Raw genomic sequence first — 21,138 nt, 5'->3', positions numbered from 1 at the left:
TGCAGCCGCAATCAGCCTGGGTAGGTCGGGAATCGCTCGCCGGGGTGCCGCTTCTTCCACTCGGTATGGGCAACGGTGCCTTCCCAGGCGAGGAAGGCGGCTGGGGGGCGTCCTCGTCCCGACCACGTCTCACCACTGAAGGGCAGCCAGAACCGGGGCGGCAGGTCTTCCTTTGGAGCCTTGGGTGCCTTCGGAACCTTGGGAACCTTGGCCTGTTTAGATGGCGTCGGACGGGCGCTCGCTCCGATCGCTTCGCGGATCCTGCGCTGCTGCGCCGGGCTGAAATCCTCGAAGTAAGCGCTCAGGAGCAGGTTGACGCGCTTGTAGGCTTCCTTGGTCGCTGCACGGAGAAGTGCCTTGTCCGTTGCTGTTCCCGACGGGGTCGCGCCGGCAGGGAGGTCCAGCAGCGACGCGGAGGAATTGTTCGAGGTCTTGCGGGGCATGGGGGTCGGGATCTGTGCAGAGCTGGCGCCCAAGATACCAAATGGCTGGAGGATCACGTCAGACGGCCTCAGTGACTGGACCGCAAGCTGGGCATCGGCAAACCGTTCCTGGTCAGGCGACAGGACGACAGTCAGCCAGCGTTGCCTCCGTATCGCGCCATGCGACGCCCCGTATTCACCATGGACCCATGACGAAAGCAGACATCGGAAAGGCGCGCTGGGCGCGCGCACGGGCGGCTTCGCTGTGGCAGCAGGCCGACGCACTGGACCTTCGGCGCGGTGGCGACTGGCGGGCGAGGGCGAGTCGACGCACTGCCGCCGATCAGCTTCGAACAGAGGCGGCGCGTTTCGATGGGATCGCCAATCGGCTGCAGCCCCTTGACGACCCTCAGGCGGCTTGAGCGATCGCCAAGCTGCCCCCTATGGCGAGGCCAAGGCGCGCCCGCGCCGAGTCGCTCCAGGAGAGTGCCCCATGACGCGCTTATACGCGCGACTGAACGCTGCCTGCGACGCGTAGCCGAGACGCTCTGCCACGACCTCGATGGACAGGCTCTGGTGCGTCAGCCATTGGCTGGCCAATTGCATGCGCAGCTCAGTCACGTACCGCAGGGGCGCGGTGCCAATGACGGCTTGGAACCGGTCTGCAAAAACAGAGCGTGAGATGTTGGATTCTGCCGCCAGCGCTTCGACGGTCCAGTCACGCCCAGGGTCCCTGTGCAGGGCAAGCAACGCCAGCGATAGACGGGGGTCGCGCAGGGCCATGACCGGGCCGGAGGCGCCGTCGCACCCGCGCTCGATCCAGTCGCGGACGATCATGGCGGCAACGGCATCCGCCAGCCGGGCGAGTATGCCTGCAAAGCCAATGCGTCCGGAGCACACCTCGCGCTTCATCGCGTCGACCATCGGCAACAGCCCGGGGAACCGATTGCCGTCGCCATCGACCAACATCACCGCCGGCATCACCTTGCTCAACCCTTGCATGCCCCCCAGATCGACCACCATGCATCCGTGGAAGAGCACGGCGCTTGGCACGGCATGGGTGCTCGGGCATGTGTCTATGCCACTCACCGTGTCACCCAATGGGGCGGCGTCTATCGTGTCCAGGAACTGGACGGGATGGTCCTCGCCCGACAGCAACGCGTGGCCTTCTCCGCGCGGAAGAAGCACGACATCCCCGGCAGAGAGAAGGTGTTGGCTGCCGTCCGCGCCGCGAAGGATCGCGGTGCCCACTGCCAGGTAATGGAAATAGGCATGGCCTGGCTTCGGCGGAAATCCAAGCCCAAAGGTCGGCCCGGTCTGAATGCGACGGTATTGAACGCCATGCAGCCGCATGCCGGTCAGCAGCTCGCTGATCAGGTGGGAGGGCTGGGGTGGAACGTGGCTCATGGAGACGATCCGGGGTTTCGATCAAAAATACAGGTTGGACAATCATAGATCATCCTGACATCGCTCCCTAGACTCTCGGTTGCACGAATGCACTGGGATCTTTGATGAGCAATAACGTAGTGGATGTCGCAAGCGCGCCTGATTCTGTGACCCGGGAGAGCGGGGAGCCGTCTTCATCGGCATGGGTGGCCGTGTTTTCGCTGGCCATGGGTGTCTTCGGGCTACTCACGGCCGAGTACCTGCCTGCCAGCCTGTTGACGCCGATGGCGGCCGACCTGGCGGTGTCGGAGGCGCTGGCCGGTCAAGCCGTGACGGTCACCGCGGTTGTGGCCCTGTTCGCTGGCCTGCTGGTGCCGCGGCTGACCCGTTCGATCGACAGGCGCCTGGTGTTGTTGAGTTTCACGGGTCTGATGATCCTCTCCAACGCCTTGGTGGCGTTATCGTCCAGCATGGGCGTCCTGCTGGTGATGCGCGTCCTGCTGGGTGTCGCGCTGGGCGGCTTCTGGAGCATGGCAGCGGCCGTGGCCATGCGGTTGGTGCCGCCACAGCGCGTGCCTCGCGCGCTGTCCATCATCTTCAGCGGCATTGCGGTGGGCACGGTGGTGTCGGTTCCGTTGGGGAGCTACCTCGGCGGGCTGCTGGGCTGGCGCAGTGCCTTCTGGGCGGCGACGGCGGTAGGTGGACTCACGTTAGCGTTCCAGTGGTTCACGCTGCCCCGAATGGCCCCTCGCAAGGCGGCAGTTCCCGAGTCGGTGGTGGGGCTCCTGCGCAGGCCCCGCGTTGCGGTCGGCATGCTCGGCTGCGTTCTGGCGCACACCGGTCAGTACGCGCTCTTCACCTATATCCGCCCGACGTTGGAGAGCCTGGGGCAGATGAGCGCCGATGGCCTGGCCCTGATTCTGCTCGGATTCGGCGTGGCGAATTTCGTTGGTACCCTGCTGGCCGGCTGGCTCATGGAGCGCAGTTTGAAAGTCACCTTGGTGATCATGCCTGCCCTGGTGGGCGTAGCCGCGCTCGGCATGCTCCTGTTGCCGGTGGGCGTGGGCGGGCTGGCGATCCTGGTCGCGCTCTGGGGCCTGGCCTTCGGTGGCGTGCCTGTGGCCTGGTCGAGCTGGGTTGCGCGTGCGGTGCCCGATCAGGCCGAGAGTGCCGGCGGGATGGTGGTCGCTGCCGTGCAGTCCTCCATCGCCGCGGGGGCCGCCTTGGGTGGCCTGGTGTTCGGGCTGGGGGGCATTGTTGCTGTCCTTACTGTAGCCGCGACGGTGATGCTGCTGGCCAGCCTACTCATCGCGCTCCGGGTCAGGGTGAGCTCGGCGACGGTCTCGGCGGGTCCGGCGTTTCACATCTAGCCGTCCTCCGCCCTGAGTCGCAGGGTGGATTAACCCGAAGGGCGAAAAGGAGACTGGGCAGTACGCTGACTATCCCGGACGGATGGCCCTCAACGAGGTCAGAGGCTGTGTAGAGGTTGCCATGTAACGTGCGACGCGGTTGCGCAGGTGGACCGAAATCGCGCCGGCCAATCCGGCATCGTCCAGAGCCCAGGCGCCGGCGACAAAGACAGGCGCGGCGATACAGTGATGGTGACGAGCATGTTCCCTGCGCCCGGCGTGCTTGTCCTTGGCTGCTTGGCCATGAGGGGTCATAAAGAGCCGGGCGTATCCACTTCCTGGAGTGCCATGGCGTACTCCTTGCATTCTGTCCAGGGGAGTAGAAAATGGTCTGGATGATTCGATCCCCGCAGCGCCTTTGAGCAAGTCGAACACCATCCCCACGCGCTTAAACACTTGGATGCCTGGCAATCAGTCCATCTTGAGAGTTCGATGGCGTTGGGTTGGACTGTCTTGGCTCGTGCTTGCGTTTGCCTACACACCTGCCGTTGTCTTGACGAGCCGATCAGATGGCGCGCGTAGCGCTTCGGATCTCCTGCATGCCTTCTTGTTTCTCGTCGGCAGCTACACGCCATGGGCATTGGCCACCCCCATGCTGTTCGGTCTCTCGGAACGATGGATCATCGGATCTGGCCGGTCTGCGTACCACCTGATCTGGGTTGCATTGTTCGGTCTTCCAGCGATTCTCCTTCTAACAGGGGCGGGATGGGGATTGGGGCATGGCGTCTTGAGTATGTTCGGATTTGCTGGGCAAGGGCCGTTGGATCTGCACAGCAGTCAGCGTGCTTTGGTGGCCACCGCTCTATTTTCCATACCGCTTTACCTGGCTGTCATGGGGGTAGGGCAGCTGTTGGCCCATACGGCCCTGAAAAGCGAGCGTGAGCGGCTTCTGGCGCGTTTGAACGAAGAAGCATTGAGATCACGGCTACACCAGCACTTCATCTTCAATGCGCTCAATGCCATCGGCGAGCTTGGATATCGTGATGCTCCCAAAGCCGACCGGGCGTTGGGACATGTTGCAAACTTGCTTCGAGCATTGCTGGAAAGCGCGCCTGCGGTGGCGTTGAGGGACGAGATCGGGGTATGCGCTGAATTCATCGAGTTGCATCAGGTGCTGTCCGGCAACATTACGTTCATTGCGGAGATCGAGCCTGGTGCTTGGGATGCGTCCGTCCCTTCGATGGTGTTGCAGCCGCTTTTAGAGAATGCCATCCAACACGGCGCGGATACTGACGGGGCAGTCGGGATCAAAATTTGGGCCAACCTTCAAGACGGGGACCTTGTCATCAGTGTGGTGAACTCAGTCAATGGAAGCTCATCTGGCGGTCTGGGCATTGGCTTGGACCACCTCCGGAAACGATTGGTACTGGCGCACGGGGCTGGTGCATCCTTGACGACCCAATATGGGGAAAATCGGTTCACTGCTTCAATCCGTCTTCCGCTGATGGAACACTATCAACCATGATTCGCACGTTGATTGTTGACGACATGTCTCTTGCGCGAGGGCGACTCATTCGGCTGCTGGCGAGCGAACCTGACGTCACCATCGTAGGGGAGACATCAACGTTGGAAGCTGCGGTTGAGCGTGCGAACGTTGGGGATGTCGATCTCATTCTTCTCGATATCGGGTTGCCGGATGGCAGCGGCGTGGATCTCGTGCAGCATCTTGAGGAACGGGTGCCGCACATCGTCTTCATCACCGCTTACAGTGCACACGCCGTTCGCGCCTTCGAGATCGGGGCATTGGACTACTTGCTAAAGCCGGTGGATCCCCACCGGCTACAGTTGGCCATGCGTCGTGTCCGGGAGCGCTTGGGGGGTAAGGTCGAGCACACCGTGCGCGTAGCGGTTCAATCGGGCGATCGGACGGTCTATCTGTTGCCGGCAGACATTGACTATGTCGACGTAGCTGGCCATTACGTGTGCATCCACGTGGGGAAGGACACGTATCTGCGCCGCGATAGCATGGCAAGTCTTGCGGAGGCGTTGGAGCCGAGCGGGTTCCTCCGTATCCACCGATCCTCATTGGTGAATGTAAGGCGCATCGCAGCACTTCGTTCCGCGCGAAACCAGGACGCTCTATTGGAACTCATTGACGGCACGACCCTTCGGGTCAGTCGACAGTTCCGCACACAACTCGACGCCAATTTGCCGCGATTGCCGTAGATGTCTGCACGATTGGTGCCACGTAGAGCACGACTCACGCCAACGTCCGTCTCAGGTACGCGTCCTGCTCGCAGGCTTTGAGGTCCCCCTCAGAGTGCCACCTGGATGCGTCGATTCGCCCTCCTATCGCTTCTTTTGGCGTGCGCCAATAGTCATGCCGCGACACTGAACATCCTCTCGGCAGACAGTCGCGCTGACGCCCCACTGGGGGTGTCCATCTCAGGCATGCGGCCCACGGATGTCGTTGAGCTCAGGCTGGCCATGCGTGACTCCAAGGGCACCCGCTGGCGCTCCAACGCGGTTTATCGAGCGGATCTGGAGGGCAGGGTTGACCCCTCGACGACGGCCGCCGAGGCCGGTAGCTATACGGGGGTCGATCAGACGGGACTGTTCTGGTCGATGAAACCGGACGGTCCAGGAAGGCCTTCGCCTTTCCTCGTCAAAAGGCGGGAGGGAGACCTGCGATTCGAGCCTGCGATTTTCACGCTCGACATGGTTATTGAAGGAAAGGTCGTGGAAACCATCGAACTCCGTCGCTGGATCGACGGCGAGGACGTCTCCGCGTTCACTGTGAAGTCTCCGGGCCTGGTCGCCAACATTTATGCACCCAGGGGAGTGCTGACAGACGGTCGCCGTCATCCCGTCGTCATTACGCTCGGTGGCTCCGAGGGTGGCATCGAGAGCGCAAACATGTATGCCGCGTGGCTTGCCTCGCATGGGTTCTTGGCCATGTCAGTGGCCTACTACCGCATGCCTGGCTTGCCTACCGACCTCGTGCGGGTTCCGATTGATCCTGTGTCGGTGGCCGTGGATTGGCTGCAAGAGCAACGCTACGTGGACGCGTCTGGAATAGGTGTGTTGGGAGGGTCCTGGGGCGGCACGATTGCCATGGCGGCCGCGTCGCATGACCAGCGCCTGCGCGCTGTGGTCTCGATAGTGGGAAGTCCCGCCCCCTTCCGAGGTATACGGCGCGATATCGCACCGGCTGACTTCCGTGCGGTCGATGAGCCCGGTCTGACGTTGAAGGGGAAAGATCTGCCCTTCCTGCCGTATAGAGAGGATTTGCGATGGCTTGATGAGGAAGACGCTACGGCGCAGTCGGCGTTGAAATCTGCCATGTTGCCGATCGAGAATATCAACGGCCCGCTCATGCTTGTAGCGGCGGGAGACGATCGGCTTGGTTCGTCTGGTGAGATGGCGGCGGTGGCGAGTCGCTATTTGGCGAAGCATCATCGTGATACGTCGGACGAAATCGTCTATTTCAGTGATGCCGGGCACTTGATCTCCCCGTTCTGGCAGCCAACCTCCTATCGACACGACCTGGGTCCTTACCTGCAAGTGGGCGGCACTCCTGAGGGGTACGCGCGCGCGGATCGCGAAGGCGGTGCGGCTATCATCCGGTTCCTGCGGTCGGCACTGAAAAGTGACCGTGAATCGCTCCCGTCGTCGAAGTGAACGAAGCGATTGCGGTGTTGAGGGATGAGCTGCTCCCGCTGTGCACGTTCGTCACTCCCAACGTGCCGGAGTCCGGCGATGTGCTTGGTGTGGCAGAGGCCGCCAGCATTGAGGAGATGCATCAAACCCTGGATGCAATGGTGAAGCTTGGAGCGAGTGGGGGCCGTTGAAGGGTGGACACCTGAAAAGTGATGAGAGCACTGACCTGCTGGCCGGAAAATGGAGGAGGGTGGACCGGGCAATGTTGATTGCGCAGTCAGATTGCAGCGGGGCGGGCAGTTTATGAAGGTGAACAAAACGGCAGCTCTGGCCGTCATTCCGGTCCATCAAGCTGCATCCAGAAAAGCGTCCTGATCGTATAAAGGGGTTGAATTCGAATGCGCTGCTCCTTCGGCCGTCGACTGCCAACCCCGCAGCGCCCCTCACGCCAAGGACATCGCCCTTTCAGGTTACTCGAATGATCTCCGTTCCTCCCTCACAAAGCCACGCGCTGAAGCAATGGGTCGCCGAAATGGATGGCGTGGCCAGACGCCAGGATCGCGAGTGCTTCATGAGGATCTACGACCATTTCATGCCGCGTCTTTGCCGATACCTGAGTGGGTTGGGGGCGCCCCCGGTTGTCGCAGAAGACCTGGCCCAGGAAGCGATGTTCAAGCTGTGGAATGGCGCCGAGCGTTACGATCCCGCAAGAAGCGGGTTGGGTACCTGGCTCTATCGCGTCGCGCGGAACCTGCACATTGATCGGGTCCGGCGTGAACATATATGGGTGCATGCCCAGGATGTCGTGGATCAGGCTGCGGAGCATGACGTTCAGCAGGATTCTCTGGCGGAGCTGCACGCAGAACAGGTCCGGCTCAGGCAGTGCCTGGGCGAACTGTCTGCCGCGCAAGCCCGGTTGATCCGCATGTCCTACTTCGAAGCAAAAACCCACACTGAGATTGCCAAAGAACTCGGCATGCCGTTAGGAACCGTCAAGTCGCACCTACGCCGTGCCTTTCTTCAGCTTCAGTCATCCATGGGAGAGCAGCGATGAGTCCCCGTCACCATTTGGATCCGGCCACCGTCCTGGGTTTCGCGGCGGGTTCACTGGGTCCTGAGATGTCCGTTGTTGCATCGGTCCATATGGAGTCGTGCGGCCACTGCCGTCAGCAGTTGCGGTTGGCTGAAAGGATCGGTGGCCTGCTCCTGGATCAGCAGGCATGCCCCGTGCCCGGGAAAGACACGCAAGCCGCCTTGCGCCAGGCGATGGTGGACAAGCTCGACCGTATTCCCGCCTCGATAGCTGGGCAAGGGCTCCCCCTGATGGGGGCGAGCTCGGCACGCGATGACGCGGACCGTCTGCCTGCAGCGCTTCAGCCCCATTTTGGATCGTCCTACCGGTCACTGAAATGGAACTGGATGGCACCTGGCGTGCACTGCATCAGGGCACCCGGCCTTCCTTCTCTCATGATGATGAAGATAGCCCCTGGCACATCCCTGCCCATCCACAGCCACGGAAACAGTGAGCTGACGCAGGTTCTGCAAGGGGCCTACGACGACGCGCTTGGGCATTTCGCACCCGGGGATGCGGCAGACCTGGGCGACGATGTGGAGCACCAGCCCGTGACGACCCCGGGTGTCGCCTGCATTTGTGTCTGCGCGCTGGATGCCCCGCTGGTCTTCAGGGGATGGATTGCCCGGAAGCTGCAGAAGGTGCTGAACCTGTAGTCCCGCCGAGGTTCACGAGGCGCTGCCAGCCTGGAACCGCCTTGACCAATAGAGCATCAAGGGCCGCTGCGGAGCGGCCCTTGATAGGGAACGATGGTCGGTCGCCATGGTCAGGAGGCGGGGGGAGCGCTCTTCGCGCTACTGCGCAGCGACAGCACGCAGGTAAGGTGCCGTAGCTCGAGGCGCCTTCGCCCCATCGATCTTGAACACCGACACCGCCTCGCGAAGCCCGGTCGCCTGGGTCTCCAGCTCTGTGGCCGCTGCGGCGGCTTCTTCCACCAGAGCCGCATTCTGCTGCGTGGTCTCATCCATACGGCCGATGGTCCCGTTGACCTGTTCGATGCTGGACGATTGCTCCCGCGACGCGGACGAAATCTCCTGCATGATGCTCGTGACCCGTTGAACGCTTGAAACCACTTCGTCCATTGTGGAGCCTGCCGTGGTGACAAGGCTGGAGCCCTCGGCGATCCTTGCGCCGGCATCATCGATGAGGTCCTTGATCTCTTTGGCCGAACTGGCCGCCCGTTGCGCCAGGCTGCGCACTTCCGATGCCACCACCGCGAAGCCCCGGCCCTCATCACCTGCACGTGCGGCCTCCACGGCTGCGTTCAGGGCAAGAATGTTGGTCTGGAAGGCGATGCTGTCGATGACCGAGGTGATCTCCGCGATCCGCCGGGAAGAGGATTCGATGCCCGCCATCGTGCTCACGACCTCACCCACGATCCGACCACCGCGGCCGGCGACCGCCGCCGCCTCTATCGCCAGGCGATGGGCCTGATCGGCAGAGGATGCGTTCTGTTTGACCGTGGAGGTCAGCTCCTCCATCGACGCGGCCGTCTCCTCCAGGCTTGCGGCTTGCTGCTCGGTTCGCTGTGACAGGTCCCGATTGCCGTTGGACAGTTCGGTCGCTGCGCCAGTGATCGCCTCCGATGCGCTGTGGATACGGCGGACGATGTCGGCCAGGTTGGTCGCGGTCTTGTTTGCATCCGCGCCCATGGTGGCGAACACGCCTCTGAAGTCTCCCTCCATGCGCGCGCCCAGGTTCCCGGAGGCCACCGTGTTGAGGAATGCGGAGAGCTCGGCGAGATTCTGCTCGGCAATACCCATGAGGCCGTTGAGGTTCTCCACCATGGTCCTGAAGTCATACTGATAGTCGCTGGGCGTGCCACGTGCCGAGAAGTCTCCCTCGGACGCCGCTTGGGTAAGCTCACGTATGTCCCGGCTGATGGAGGACAGGTTGGCTTTCACCTGGTCCATGGTCTCGGTAATGATCGCCTTCTCGCCGGGAAGACGCTCCATATCGCCGGAGAGGTCGCCCACAGCGTAGCGGCCAATCAAACGCACCAGCTGCATCTTGATGGAAATATGCGCGGCAACGATGGCATTGGTGTCACGGACCATGACACCAAACTCGCCCGGGTAGGCGTCGGGATTCATCCGGTGGCTGATCTCGCCAAGCTCATGGCGGTGAGTCATCTCCCCCAGGTCAGAGATCACGCTTCTGACACGCTGGCGCATCTGCTCCATGGCGTGCAGCAGTTGGCCTGCTTCGTCGCGTCGATCGGAGACCAGCGGGGTATCCAGCCTGCCTTCGCTGACGTCCGTTGCGGCCCGTAGGGCCATGCCCATCGGGCGGACCACGCTGCGCGTCAACGCGAGGGCAATGAGGCTGCCCAGCACCAATGCCAGAAGCGTCGCGCCGATCATGAGCATCGTAAATCCACGCGCCGTCGCCGTCAGCTGCGAGGAGGTGGCAGCGCTCTTTGATTCCTGCAGGTCGATGAATGCGTTGATCGATGACAGCCACGCCACAAATGCCGGCTTGGCCTGGCTGAGCATCAGCGACTTCGCCGCTTCAACATCACCCGCATCGCGCAGCGCGATGACACGCGTGAGCAACGGCAGCGTGTTGGCTTCATTGGCCTCTATCCGCTTCAACAACGCGGTCTCTTTGACATCTGTGCTTGAAGCAAGCATCGCGGACATGGGGGCCGCAGAAGCGGCGTAGTCACGTGCCAACGCGTCGATGCCCTGGATGGATTCCGTCCTTCCCCGGCTGTCGTCGGACAGCACCACGTCGCGCAGGGCGATGGCGCGGTCATGCACGCTGCCCCTGAGATTGATGGCCATGCGCTGCTTGACGCTGTTGACCTCGTTGATCGAATGCAGGTCCCGTTCGATGAGTTTGACCCTGTGGATTCCGATGGTGGCGATGATGACGATCAGGCCAATGACAGCAGCAAAGCCGAGTGCCATGCGCTGGCCAATGCGCACATTCCTTACGAATTGCATGGTTGAGTCCTAAGGCGAACGTACGAGTCAGGGAGGTGGGTAGTCGTTTCTGCAGCGCTGCATGTCAACGCATTGCCTGGAGGGTGTTACGTGTAGGTGCGACGTGTAGCGCGCTGCTGGCGTGGGGTGAACTCACCTGCGACCGAACGGTGCTGCTGGACGGGGGGCACCTTTTCGCTCCGCGTCTGGGCGTGGCCAGCAGGACTGACGTGCTCAGCGACGGGCTCGAACAGCGCCGCTACCTTCAGGGCGGACGCAGGCGCGGCTAGCAGGTAGCCCTGAATCTGATCAAAGCCCAGGCCCTTCAGGACATCGAGCTGCTCTTGGCGTTCGACCCCCTCGGCAACCGTGAGGTAGCCCAGTTCGTGGGCCAAGTGGTGGATGGCGGAGACCTTGGCTCTCGAACGCGGATCCGTGGCAACGCAATCGATCAGCGATTTGTCGAGCTTGATCGTATGTACGGGAAGGTCGGACAGGTAGCTGAAGTTGCTGTAGCCACTGCCGAAGTCATCTATGGATATTCTGACCCCAGCACCGGCCATGGCGGCAATCTGTCCAACCGCAGCGGAGTTCGGGCTGAGCCACTCACCCTCGGTGATCTCGAACTCGATCATCGACAACGGGATGGCCCTGCTGGAGAGCTTCTCGGCGATGGTGTCCCACGCGCCGACACTGGAGAGAAAGCCGCTGGAGATATTGATGGACAGGGGAATCTCCCGCCGCTGCGCCAGCCACGCCTGAAGCTGATCCAGCGCAGTGTCCAGCACCCAGTCCGTCACCAGGTCCATCAATGCCGTTCGCTCGAAAATCGGTATGAACTCGCGGGGGCTGATGGGACCGAGGGTAGGGTGGGTCCAACGGATCAGCACTTCCACCGAGACCGGCTTGAGCCCCTTCGCGCGGAACCGCGGCTGGTACTCGAGATGAAAGTCGCCATCGACAAGTCCCTGCTTCGCGTCCGACGCAAGCTGGTAGCCACGGTGAATCTGCGCGTCGCGACCTTCGCAGTACCAGAGAAACGAATGTCGGGCATCGCACGCGCCATGGACGCTGACAAGCAGCTTGCGCAGGAGGTCGTGGCTGCTTTGATCGTCATCGACAACAGCGCAGATGCCGGCGTGGAAGCTCGGTGACATGGGGATTGCAGCCGCCATGAGCGGGCGCAGCATCTTGTCCCTCAGCTCCAGAACCAGGTATTCGAGGTGCTGGGCTGAGGGCACGTTGACCACGAACGCGAACTGGGTGACGCCCACGTGGTAGATGGTGGCAATGCCCTCCAGGGCCGTGCGCAGTCGTACGCCGGCGCGCCGGATCAGGACCTCCATGGGTTGCAGCCCGAGGACTTGCCCTACCTCCGTCGCTCGTGGAAGGTCGAGGACATCTATCGCTACTGCGTAGCGTGTTTCAGATGGCGTGCGCGCAAGGATCCCGGGATAGTCGGCATGAAGCTGGTGGCGGCTGGGCAGGCCGCTGACAGGATCCAGGCGGCCGGACATGTTGCGCAGCTCCAGCTGTGCCATCACAAGGTGCGCCAGCGCCGACAATTGCTCCTGGTCGATGTGCGGGAAGTCGCGGGGCTCCCTGTCCATGATGCAGAGCGCGCCAATGGTCACCCCGTTCTTTGCGATCAAGGGGGCGCCTGCATAGAAACGAAGATGCGGCGCGTGGGTGACCAGCGGATTGTTCCGGAAGCGCGGATCGGCCATCAGATCGGAGACCACAAGCACGCCATTGGCCGTCATCGCGTGCGCGCAGATGGAGGCGCGGATGCTTGTTTCCTGCGCCGGCAATCCAATCTGCGAGACGAAGCGCTGCTTCACATCCCCCAGGATGGAGACGAACGCGACGGGTGCGTTGAAGGCGTAGCTCGCAAGGCGCGTGATTCGGTCCAGCGACGGTACGGTGTCTACGTCAGCGACCTGCATCGCGCTGAGGGCTGCCCGTCGTTCGTCTTCTGGGGTAACTGGAGGGCACATCGGGGCTCGGTCGCAGGAGGGGGATGGTCAAGGCACCCACGGGTTGCATTCCGTGTTTCCCTCGACAGCACCGTTGTACGAACGCAGTGGGCGTTTGGATTCAGTGCTTTGCATCTGCGCTGTCAGATGTTCAGGAGGGGCGTCGGTTTTACAGCAGCCCTTGCGGCGTGCGCGACGTATGGGTGACGCAGTGGGTCATGGTATTGACGCACCAGGTCAGGGTGGTGACGCAGAATGTCGGGCGGCGCATGGGCCGGAATGGGCATCGGCGATACGTGGGCAGGGTACTCGTTGCTTACCAGTGGCGTTTCGCGCCGCTACGCGAGTGGCGGCTGCGGTCCTTACGTCTGCATTTTGTGGCGGCAGGCTTCAAGGAGCCAGGCGAGTTGGCCGTCATTCTCCAGGCGACCAAGGACCAACCCTGAGGTCATTCTTCCCTGGTCTGTTCCTGATGCCGAAGGTGTCGGATTTCTGGCTAACCGTGATGGGTTTGATTCGATGTGTTACCGCCCCGTTTAGGTCACGGGGTATGGCCGGGCCTATGCCAGCGGGTCAGCGCACCGGCAACCGACGTGGACCGAGGGCCGGCCGATGCGCGTGCTTATCCTGTCGAGCAAAGGGGCTGTGTGAGCGCTACTACTTCATGGCCTCAAACGGCACCAGCGACGCCCACACCAGCAGCAGGGCCAGCCACAGCCAGCGCCAGCGACCCATGCCGTGCCACGCCGCGCGCCAGGGGCCGGGTAGCTTTTCATGACTCATGTCTGCCGCCTTTTGGCTGCGGATCGCAGCGAATCCACTGTGCGAAGTCCGTAGAGATACACGCCGGTGACGCACAGCCCGGTCAACAGCGTGCCGGCCAGCAACCAGAGTAGTCGGATGGGCCAGCCGCCGAAGTTGCCGAAGTGCAGGGGGTCGGCCATTTCGGCGATGCGCTGATGGACCCCCAGCGCACGGCCGTCATGCATGCCGATCACGTGCCCGGTGTGCAGGTCTACGGCGATATTGTTCGCCCGTTCCCGCACCAGCCAGGCGTCGGCCTCCCCCAGGAACAGAATGCTCCCGCCATCGCGTGCGGGGATGGCGCCGAGGATGTCGAGGCGGGGCCAGTGCTGGCGGACGGTCTGCACCGCGGCGTCGACGGCGGCCGGATCGACGGCGGCAGCGCGGTCATCGCCCTTGGCCAGTCGTATGGTCGGCGCGGCCGGTGCATCGCCGCCAAGGGATTCGATCAGATACCACGCCCCGGTCACCCCGATCAGCAGCAGAAACCAGAGTGACCACACCCCGGCCAGGCGATGGACATCGCCCCACAGGCGGCGCGGTCGTGAGGGGTCGGGCCGTTTGAAGAAACCGCGCCACCACTTCTTGTAGATGTACAGACTGCTCAACAGCGACAGCAGCAACGGGATGGACAGCGCCGCCACCAGTGGCACGCCCCAGGCCACCGGCAGCATCAGGTGGCGGTGGGTGTTGCGCAGTAGCCGCTGTGTATTGAACCAGCCCGTGTCGCCGGTCACTTGCGCGGTGTAGGGGTTGATCCAGACAAAGCGTCGCTTGCCATCAGGCAGGCGCATCTGCGCGCGCGCCGCGAACAGGCGGGTGTGGCCGGCGGAGATGCCTTCCAGCTCCCAGTCCGGATGCGCCGCCTGCGCGGCATGAATGACCGGCCCCCAGCCGGCGTGTTCACCCCCATCGGCCACGCGCATGGGGGCGTGCAGCTGCCAGTCGATCTCCTGCGAGAACACCGCCAGCGTGCCGGTAAGGCAGACAAAGCCCATGAACAGGCAGAGCTTCAGGCCGAGCCAACTGTGCAGGTCGAACCATACGCGGCGCCCACTCCCGCTGCGCGCAGGGCGGTCAGGATGCGCTGGCGTAGGCTGGCGCATGGGCGGGCTCAGAAGGTGTACGCCGCCTGCACGTACACGCGGCGTGGCTCACCCGGGAAGTGGCCGGTGCGCTCGGTGAAGCCACTGGCCGCATAGACCTTGTCGAACAGGTTCTTGACGTTGGCCTGGAACTGCCACTGCTGCCACTGCGTCTTCCAGCTCATGTCGAACACGGTGTACGGTTTGACCCGTTGGCCATCAAGGCTGACGCGCTCATCCACGTAATCGGCGCCGAAGCCGATGGCCGAATGGATGGCCGGCAGGTCGTAGCGCGTCCACAGGCCGAGCTTGTTCTGCGGCGCATTGGCGAAGCGGTCGCCGGAGGCATTGGTGATGCCGTTGCTGCCGGCATCCTTCACCCGCGCATCGTTGTAGGCGTAGGTCAGGTTGAGTACCCAGCGGTCGGTGACATCGGCCAGCAGATCCAGCTCCATGCCCGTACTGCGCACCAGGCCCAGGGCGGCCAGCTGGTTGACGCCGTCCACGATCTCGCCGGTGGCCTGCACGATATTGCTGCGGTCGATCCGGTACGCGGCCAGGTTCAGGGTGACGCGCTCGGCCAGCAGGGATTTCAACCCCACTTCCCATTGTTTGCTGCGCTCGGCATCGAACGGGCCGCCCGCCTCGGCGCTCTGGTTGGCCGCGCTCTGAGGCATGAAGCCGCTGGCGATGTTGGCGTAGACATTGACGCCTTCCCGCACGGTGTACGTGCTGCCCAGCCGCCAGCTGATGTCGTTGCCGTCCACGCGGGTGCCGGCAATACGGTCATCATCCTGGAAACCATCCCAACGCAGTCCGGCCAGCACATGCCAGCGCGGGGTCAGCGTCAGTTCGTCCTGCAGGTAGCCGCCATAGCGCTTGCTGCGCGTGCTCGTGCTGCGCCAGGGCAGGGCGGCCAGGTTGTAGTCGCGCCACGAACTTGCGCCATACACCGGGTTGAACAGGTCGATGCCCGGCACCGGGCCGGCACCCCGCGGCAGGTCCGCGCTGTTGGCCGTCTGCGCGGTGAAGTCGGCATCCTGCTGGTACACATCGGCGCCGAACAGCACCTTGTGCTCGATGCTGCCGGTGCTGACGCGCCACACCGCGTTGCCGTTGGCGGTGAATGCATCGTTGTCGCGGATCTGGTTGCGCAGCTGGCGGGTCATCCACTCGGGCACGCCATCGCGGTTGCGGTCGATCAGCCCCATCGGCTCGTGGTAGATCTGATGCTCGTTGTTCTCGAACCAGCGTGCACCCACATCCACGTCCAGGTTGGTGCTGGGCGAGAAGCGGTACTGCGCCAGCGCAACCTTGGCGCGCATGTCGAGAAAATCGGTGGCTTCGTTATGGTTCCAGCGACGGTCGGTCAGAAAACTGCCGTTGTCGTCCACCGGCACGCCACGCAGGCGGTTGCCGCCCAGGTTCTGGGTGATGTCGGTGAACTGCAGGGTCAACTCGCCGGTGTCGCCCACGTCGAAGGCCAACGACGCATCACCGATCACGCTTTCGCTGTCCGCGTTCCAGCGCACGCCCTGTTCGGTGTCGCCATACAGCCCGGCGCGGTAACGCACGCTGCCCGCGGTGTTCAGCGGCCCGGTGGCCTCGATCGACGCAGCCCGGAAATCGTTGTTGCCGGCCTGCAGTTCGATGCGGCGCTCGGGTGTGGCCTTGGGCTTGCGTGTCACGTAGTTGATGACGCCCCCGGCATCACCGCCGCCGTACAGAGCGCCGGCCGGTCCCTTCAGGACTTCCACGCGCTCGATGTTGAACAGCTGCGGCACGGAAAAGCCGGCATAGGGGTCGCCGCGCAGGCCGTCATACAGCACGTTTTCCTGGCGGAAGCCGCGCAGGGTCACACCGGCGTAGCTGAAGAAGCTGATGCCGCTGATGCTGCGGTACAGGTCGGTGATCTGGCGGGCCGCCTGGTCTTCAATCAGCTCACGCGGGACCACCTGGATGGACTGCGGCACCAGCGCCAGCGGCGTATCCGTCCGCGTGCCCACCGTGGCGTCGTCCACCCGGTAGAGGGTCTGGGCGCGGCCGAGCACCTGTACTGCGTCCAGTTGCTGCACATCGGGGGAAGAGGGCGGAGCGGCGTGGGCCGAAAGGCAGGCCAGGATCAGGGACAGGCCCAGGGCAGAGGGGCGAAGCGACGGGCGGGTCATCGGGGCGGGGATGGCAGTAGCTGCGAATGAGAAAGATTAACATGTGGGGTGGTTGGTAGCGCTGCGGCTGAGATCCGACCTGCTTCGCACCAACCGTTCCGCCGCGTATTGGCTGAGGTGGCGGCGTAACCCGCCTTGCGCAGTGGTAGGTCGTCTTGACAAGTCCCAAAATGGGACTGTGATTGCGACATGAGGGTCATCGCCATTGCCACGCTCAGGGACTATTGGGAGGCGAACCCGCAGGCCGAGCAGCCCTTGAAAGCGTGGCATGACGAGGCGAAGGCGGCCACGTGGAAATCGCGCAGGACATTAAGAACGCCTACCGGAATGCAAGCTTCGTTGCCAATAACCGCGTGGTGTTCAACATCAAGGGCAACGACCAATGGCTGATCGTGGCGGTCGCTTACCAAGTAGGCATTGTGTACGTGAAGTTCATCGGCACGCACGCCGAATACGAGCAGATAGATGCCGCAACCATCGGGTTGACTGAGATGAACATCTCCCCCATTCGTACCCCTACGGATGACAAGGCTGCACTGAAGTAGATCTCCAAGCTTGTGGAGGCTGACCCCTCGCCTGATAGCCCGGAAGGTGAGTACCTGGACGTGATGGCCACGCTCATCCAGGCGTATGAAGCCAAGCCGTTCCCCATAGAGGCGCCGGATCCGATGCAGGCAATCAAGTTCAGGATGGAGCAGGCCGGGCTTGAGCCGAAAGATCTTGGATGCGGGAGTATGTGGCGCGTCATCCGGGGGCAGGGGAGGCGCAGGTCGCTGCAGGCGCGGACCGGGATCTGGACGCGATGGCGCAGCGGCAGGAGGGGTGGCACAGCTGTCCGTTTGGCACGGGGTGAGCGCAGCACCGTCTAGCGTGTGTCCACACATGCACAGCGGTGAGGCGCGAGAGACGCACGCTCCAGGATATCCAGATGGACCACGCAGCGCGGTTCTCGCCAGTAAAATGTCATCGCACCCGACGGAAAACCGACGCTATTTGGATTGCTGATCTGCTCTGCTAGGCTTGAGCGCGCCGCGTTGCGCGCGCGCTGTGCCTTCTGCCAGTCGCCTCCATCCCCGAGGACGCGGGGAGGGGACAGCGATCCATAGGCAGCCAAAGGTAGATCACAAGGATGGCCGGCAACGCAGTCGGAAAGCACTACGGTTTGCAGAAGTTCAATGGCACGGCGCGGCGCGAGAAGGTGGAAGGCATTCTTTCGCTTACAGGCGTGTCGTGCATCGTTCTGGGCCTTGGATGGGCGCTGTGCTACTTGTATTTTGGCCGTGCGGAACTGTCGATCGTGTTTGTCGCCCTCATCGCCGTCGGCGTGCTGGCGCTGCTCCGAAGCAAGCGCAGTGACGGCGCGTCGCTGTTGATCGTGGCCCACTGCATTTTCCTGGCGGTGTATGCCATTGCGCTGATCGATGCTCCCATTGCATGGGTGCCGCGATCGGTCCATTTATTCATGCTTCCTTTGGCAGCCGGCGCAGCCTTCACCTTTGAGGCACGCGAGCGCTACGGTTCGCTTGTGTTCCCTCTGATCTGCCTTGTTTCTTTCGCCGCGTTTGCTGTGGGAGCGCTCGATCCCCTGGCCCCGGGCATTTCTCCGCCCGTGGAAGTGCGCGCATGGGGGGCCAGGTCCAACGTTACGTTGTCGATGATATTGCTGGCGGCCATCTTCGCCATTCACCGTGCCGACATTGGCAGGCGCTTGCGCATGGAGCGGGAGCTGCGAAGAGCGGTGCGTAACGGCGAAATCGAAGTGCATTACCAGCCACAGGTGCGAGGTGGGGGCGCGGTTTCAGGCGCCGAAGCGCTGGTGCGTTGGCGTCGCCCGTCGGGCGCCTTGCTGTCACCCGACGCGTTCATTCCGCTCGCGGAGGAGAGCGCGCTGATTGGTGAGATCAGTCTGGAGGTTCTGCGGCAGGCGTGCGCAACGCTAAAGTTATGGTCAGACAGCCCGTGTACCTCACAACTTCGCATGGCGGTGAACATCAGTCCGGTGCAGCTGCTGGACGAGGCCTTTGTGCCGGCCGTGGCTGCGGTCATCCGTCAGATGGACATCGATCCTTCGCTGCTTGAACTTGAGCTCACCGAGTCTGCGTTGTCCACGAACATCACCGCGATGGTCGAGAGAATGCGGGCGCTGGAAGCACTGGGCGTGACCTGGGCGCTGGATGACTTCGGTACGGGATATTCGTCGTTGTCCACCCTGCGGACGCTGCCGGTGCGAAAGCTGAAGATCGACCGGCATTTTGTGCAGGAGGCGGCCAGCCAGGAAAGTGCGCTGCGGCTTCTGGGCAAGATCGTGGAGATATCACAGGTCATGAACATGAGCGCGCTGGCGGAGGGCGTGGAGACCGTCGCGCAGCGAGATCTTCTGGTCGGCATGGGATGTGACCACTTTCAGGGCTATCTCTTCGCCCGACCGATGCCCGCCGCCGTCCTGCAGGCGTGGCTTGAGAAACGTGTGGACAGGCTGCCTGGCTGATTCTCTCGCCCCCTCCTGCCAAGGCGCGCTTCACTTTCCCTACAACACGCGTCGGACATGATCCTGTCCACGCACTTCACAAAAATGCCTGGAAGGAGATGTCGCCGTGATCTGGAAACGTTCTGTTTGTGCGCTGGCCCTGTCGGTGTGTGCATTCTCCGCTTTCGCCCAGTCCGACCGCCAGGTTGTGGATGACATGGTGACGCGCTCTGCCAATGTCTGCCCGGGACACAGCGCAGAGAGCACAACCCCTGTTGTCCGCAAGGTGCCCGTTGGCGCATTGCGCGTGATGCTCGAGCGTGGCTTGGTCATGTGTCCGGACCGCCGTTTGGACGCCGCGGCGCCCGCGGTCTTTTACGGCCGCGTGGGCGTGTATGCCTGGAACCCTGACGTGCCTGCCAGTGGTGCGTTGATTGCACGTCAGATCGATGCGATGACCCGAAAAGACGCGTTTCCGGTGGAGACGATGGTGTGGGATGCAACGGGCACCGCCTTGACCCAGCAGACGGTGCCAGCGTTCAACCCGCGCCAGGGCGCGACGGTGTTGTATCGCGTTCGCTGATCAGGGACGCTCCCGGGGCAGCCGGTCCGTGGTGCCGCCAGGGCAAGGGCATGCTGGGTGTGCGTACGCGCAGCGGATCGGTGCGGTAGTGCGTGCCTGGCCAGGGGCGGCGCTGGCACTTGCAACGCGCGTGCGAATTTTGGCGCGGTCTTGGCGTGAGCGAGTTCCTTCTTAGTTCCGAATTTGCCGCCATCTCCGCGACTTTTGCGGAAACGGACCAGCTTGCCGAGCTCATTGATGAGTTCGGCAAGCTGTCTGGCAAGGAGCAGGACGCATTGCTTCTGGACGTGCGGCGCAAGGCGACCAGATAGTGTGCGCCAGCCCCAGATCTGGCAGCGCTTCCCACGCGCCATGGCTGCATCAACGATCACCCCATAGCCGTTGATCTGAGCTGGGCGGTCAGCAGGCGTGTCAGACTGCGGCGCGCGAAGTACCCCTGCAGCTGCCTGGCCTTGATGGTCGTTGCCCTCAGTTGAGGGCGACCATCGGTACGGTGGTCGATCCGGTAACAGCGCGACGCCCCGCACAACTCTGCCTGGCTCGCGGTGACCGTCACCACGGTCACCTCCAGACTGGTGAAGTCTGCATCGGACGCGATCTCCGGATTCTCCTTGCTGGCGCGCTCGATAAGGGTACGGAACCGGCCCAGGTCTCGTTCGCCGCCGCTGGTGAGCGAGCCGACGTTGGTCGCACGGCGGACATCGTCGTCGTCGCCGGGAACATCCTGGTTCCAGCGCTCAGTGCGTTCGGGTATCACCGCGCGAACGACCTTGCCATCCGGCTCAATCAGGTCGATGACGACGTCAAGCAGATACACCGGTTCCAATCCCAGATTGGTCACGAAGCAGTGCGCGTCCAGGTCCTTGCCCGCGCCTGAGGTGATCAGAATGGACGGACGCTGCTGACGAAGGTAGCTGCGCAGGAAAAAACTCAGGTAAACCACCCAGATCAACGCCGTCACGCAGGTCATGGCGGCGGTTATCAGCGGGGCGAAATGAAGCAGGTTCTGAAGCACGATGGGCTGGATTCCGTAGGGCCGACGCAGGGACACGCGCTAGCTGCATGATCGCCATTGACCCGCTTGGATACTGTGAAACGCCCGGCGTCGATCGCGCGGGAGAACAGCGCATGGCTTCAGAATGGGAGCGTCGGCGACGCCAGCGGCCTGCGGCAGGCCAAGGGCCAGGCAACCGTTGCAAAAACGCCACGAAACGCGGCGCCGAGATCCCCTGACGACTG

At 63.0% G+C, this 21,138-nt stretch carries 18 protein-coding genes; 10 read left to right on the top strand and 8 right to left on the bottom strand.

Translation table 11 applies throughout. From position 1 onward, the window contains the following. Window positions 1–11: 11 nt before the first annotated feature. Both GQ674_RS10940 and GQ674_RS10935 read right to left on the bottom strand, forming a co-directional pair. The gene (locus tag GQ674_RS10940; RefSeq protein ID WP_159497096.1) at window positions 12–443 is read right to left on the bottom strand and encodes an H-NS family nucleoid-associated regulatory protein; all 432 of its coding nucleotides are present in this window, start codon (window positions 441–443) and stop codon (window positions 12–14) included. A 420-nt stretch (window positions 444–863) separates the two neighbouring features. Then, on the bottom strand, window positions 864–1,829 hold the full coding sequence (locus tag GQ674_RS10935; protein ID WP_159497095.1) for an AraC family transcriptional regulator: 966 nt from the start codon (window positions 1,827–1,829) through the stop codon (window positions 864–866). Between the two features lie 104 nt (window positions 1,830–1,933). Between GQ674_RS10935 and GQ674_RS10930 the strand changes: the two genes are divergently transcribed. The 6 genes from GQ674_RS10930 to GQ674_RS10900 all read left to right on the top strand — a co-directional run bounded on the left by GQ674_RS10930 (window position 1,934) and on the right by GQ674_RS10900 (window position 8,545). Beyond that, entirely contained in the window at window positions 1,934–3,178 is a 1,245-nt protein-coding gene (locus tag GQ674_RS10930) for an MFS transporter (protein WP_159497094.1), read from the top strand. A gap of 397 nt (window positions 3,179–3,575) precedes the next feature. Next, window positions 3,576–4,682 carry a histidine kinase gene (locus GQ674_RS10925; protein WP_159497093.1) on the top strand — a complete coding sequence of 369 codons (1,107 nt, stop codon included), beginning with the start codon at window positions 3,576–3,578 and terminating at the stop codon, window positions 4,680–4,682. Then, window positions 4,679–5,383, top strand: a complete 705-nt coding sequence (locus GQ674_RS10920; RefSeq protein WP_159497092.1) for a LytTR family DNA-binding domain-containing protein — start codon at window positions 4,679–4,681, stop codon at window positions 5,381–5,383. Before GQ674_RS10925 ends, GQ674_RS10920 begins: the two co-directional genes overlap by 4 nt. Window positions 5,384–5,488: 105 nt before the next feature. Continuing rightward, on the top strand, window positions 5,489–6,838 hold the full coding sequence (locus GQ674_RS10915; protein WP_159497091.1) for an alpha/beta fold hydrolase: 1,350 nt from the start codon (window positions 5,489–5,491) through the stop codon (window positions 6,836–6,838). A gap of 457 nt (window positions 6,839–7,295) precedes the next feature. Then, a complete protein-coding gene (locus GQ674_RS10905) occupies window positions 7,296–7,871 on the top strand; it encodes a sigma-70 family RNA polymerase sigma factor (RefSeq protein WP_159497089.1) in 576 nt (191 codons plus the stop codon). Continuing rightward, window positions 7,868–8,545 (top strand): ChrR family anti-sigma-E factor, encoded by a 678-nt coding sequence (locus GQ674_RS10900; protein WP_159497088.1) that lies wholly within the window; start codon window positions 7,868–7,870, stop codon window positions 8,543–8,545. The genes GQ674_RS10905 and GQ674_RS10900 overlap by 4 nt, the downstream gene beginning before the upstream one ends. Window positions 8,546–8,683: 138 nt before the next feature. Here the strand turns inward: GQ674_RS10900 and GQ674_RS10895 are convergent, their stop codons facing one another. The 5 genes from GQ674_RS10895 to GQ674_RS10880 all read right to left on the bottom strand — a co-directional run bounded on the left by GQ674_RS10895 (window position 8,684) and on the right by GQ674_RS10880 (window position 16,849). Beyond that, window positions 8,684–10,837 (bottom strand): methyl-accepting chemotaxis protein, encoded by a 2,154-nt coding sequence (locus GQ674_RS10895; RefSeq protein WP_159497087.1) that lies wholly within the window; start codon window positions 10,835–10,837, stop codon window positions 8,684–8,686. A gap of 86 nt (window positions 10,838–10,923) precedes the next feature. Then, window positions 10,924–12,762 carry a sensor domain-containing phosphodiesterase gene (locus GQ674_RS10890; RefSeq protein ID WP_159497086.1) on the bottom strand — a complete coding sequence of 613 codons (1,839 nt, stop codon included), beginning with the start codon at window positions 12,760–12,762 and terminating at the stop codon, window positions 10,924–10,926. 687 nt (window positions 12,763–13,449) lie between these two features. Continuing rightward, entirely contained in the window at window positions 13,450–13,575 is a 126-nt protein-coding gene (locus tag GQ674_RS21735; RefSeq protein ID WP_268893887.1) for a hypothetical protein, read from the bottom strand. After that, window positions 13,572–14,702 (bottom strand): PepSY-associated TM helix domain-containing protein, encoded by a 1,131-nt coding sequence (locus GQ674_RS10885; protein WP_159497085.1) that lies wholly within the window; start codon window positions 14,700–14,702, stop codon window positions 13,572–13,574. The genes GQ674_RS21735 and GQ674_RS10885 overlap by 4 nt, the downstream gene beginning before the upstream one ends. An 8-nt stretch (window positions 14,703–14,710) precedes the next feature. Continuing rightward, complete coding sequence (locus GQ674_RS10880; RefSeq protein ID WP_159497084.1) at window positions 14,711–16,849, bottom strand: TonB-dependent receptor; 2,139 nt, start codon at window positions 16,847–16,849, stop codon at window positions 14,711–14,713. Between the two features lie 290 nt (window positions 16,850–17,139). On the opposite strand from GQ674_RS10880, the gene GQ674_RS10875 reads away from it, so the two are divergent. From GQ674_RS10875 to GQ674_RS10855, 4 genes are all read left to right on the top strand, one after another. Next, a complete protein-coding gene (locus GQ674_RS10875; protein ID WP_201290247.1) occupies window positions 17,140–17,394 on the top strand; it encodes a type II toxin-antitoxin system HigB family toxin in 255 nt (84 codons plus the stop codon). Between the two features lie 584 nt (window positions 17,395–17,978). Continuing rightward, window positions 17,979–19,337 carry an EAL domain-containing protein gene (locus tag GQ674_RS10865; RefSeq protein ID WP_159497083.1) on the top strand — a complete coding sequence of 453 codons (1,359 nt, stop codon included), beginning with the start codon at window positions 17,979–17,981 and terminating at the stop codon, window positions 19,335–19,337. A 106-nt stretch (window positions 19,338–19,443) separates the two neighbouring features. After that, entirely contained in the window at window positions 19,444–19,899 is a 456-nt protein-coding gene (locus tag GQ674_RS10860) for a hypothetical protein (RefSeq protein ID WP_159497082.1), read from the top strand. 155 nt (window positions 19,900–20,054) lie between these two features. Beyond that, window positions 20,055–20,210 (top strand): hypothetical protein, encoded by a 156-nt coding sequence (locus GQ674_RS10855; RefSeq protein WP_159497081.1) that lies wholly within the window; start codon window positions 20,055–20,057, stop codon window positions 20,208–20,210. Between the two features lie 56 nt (window positions 20,211–20,266). Here the strand turns inward: GQ674_RS10855 and GQ674_RS10850 are convergent, their stop codons facing one another. Next, a complete protein-coding gene (locus tag GQ674_RS10850) occupies window positions 20,267–20,950 on the bottom strand; it encodes a hypothetical protein (protein WP_159497080.1) in 684 nt (227 codons plus the stop codon). Window positions 20,951–21,138: the final 188 nt, after the last annotated feature.

Origin of the sequence: Stenotrophomonas sp. 364 (assembly GCF_009832905.1) — a bacterium.
In the GTDB taxonomy this organism is placed as follows: Bacteria; Pseudomonadota; Gammaproteobacteria; order Xanthomonadales; family Xanthomonadaceae; genus Stenotrophomonas; species Stenotrophomonas maltophilia_AP.
This window is presented reverse-complemented; position numbering and strand designations above follow the sequence as displayed.

Coding starts and splice junctions, on each gene's coding strand:
- GQ674_RS10940 (WP_159497096.1), bottom strand. CDS start 443: ATGCCCCGCAAGACCTCGAACAATTCCTCCGCGTCGCTGCTGGACCTC.
- GQ674_RS10935 (WP_159497095.1), bottom strand. CDS start 1,829: ATGAGCCACGTTCCACCCCAGCCCTCCCACCTGATCAGCGAGCTGCTG.
- GQ674_RS10930 (WP_159497094.1), top strand. CDS start 1,934: ATGAGCAATAACGTAGTGGATGTCGCAAGCGCGCCTGATTCTGTGACC.
- GQ674_RS10920 (WP_159497092.1), top strand. CDS start 4,679: ATGATTCGCACGTTGATTGTTGACGACATGTCTCTTGCGCGAGGGCGA.
- GQ674_RS10915 (WP_159497091.1), top strand. CDS start 5,489: ATGCGTCGATTCGCCCTCCTATCGCTTCTTTTGGCGTGCGCCAATAGT.
- GQ674_RS10905 (WP_159497089.1), top strand. CDS start 7,296: ATGATCTCCGTTCCTCCCTCACAAAGCCACGCGCTGAAGCAATGGGTC.
- GQ674_RS10900 (WP_159497088.1), top strand. CDS start 7,868: ATGAGTCCCCGTCACCATTTGGATCCGGCCACCGTCCTGGGTTTCGCG.
- GQ674_RS10895 (WP_159497087.1), bottom strand. CDS start 10,837: ATGCAATTCGTAAGGAATGTGCGCATTGGCCAGCGCATGGCACTCGGC.
- GQ674_RS10890 (WP_159497086.1), bottom strand. CDS start 12,762: ATGCAGGTCGCTGACGTAGACACCGTACCGTCGCTGGACCGAATCACG.
- GQ674_RS21735 (WP_268893887.1), bottom strand. CDS start 13,575: ATGAGTCATGAAAAGCTACCCGGCCCCTGGCGCGCGGCGTGGCACGGC.
- GQ674_RS10885 (WP_159497085.1), bottom strand. CDS start 14,702: ATGCGCCAGCCTACGCCAGCGCATCCTGACCGCCCTGCGCGCAGCGGG.
- GQ674_RS10880 (WP_159497084.1), bottom strand. CDS start 16,849: ATGACCCGCCCGTCGCTTCGCCCCTCTGCCCTGGGCCTGTCCCTGATC.
- GQ674_RS10865 (WP_159497083.1), top strand. CDS start 17,979: ATGGCCGGCAACGCAGTCGGAAAGCACTACGGTTTGCAGAAGTTCAAT.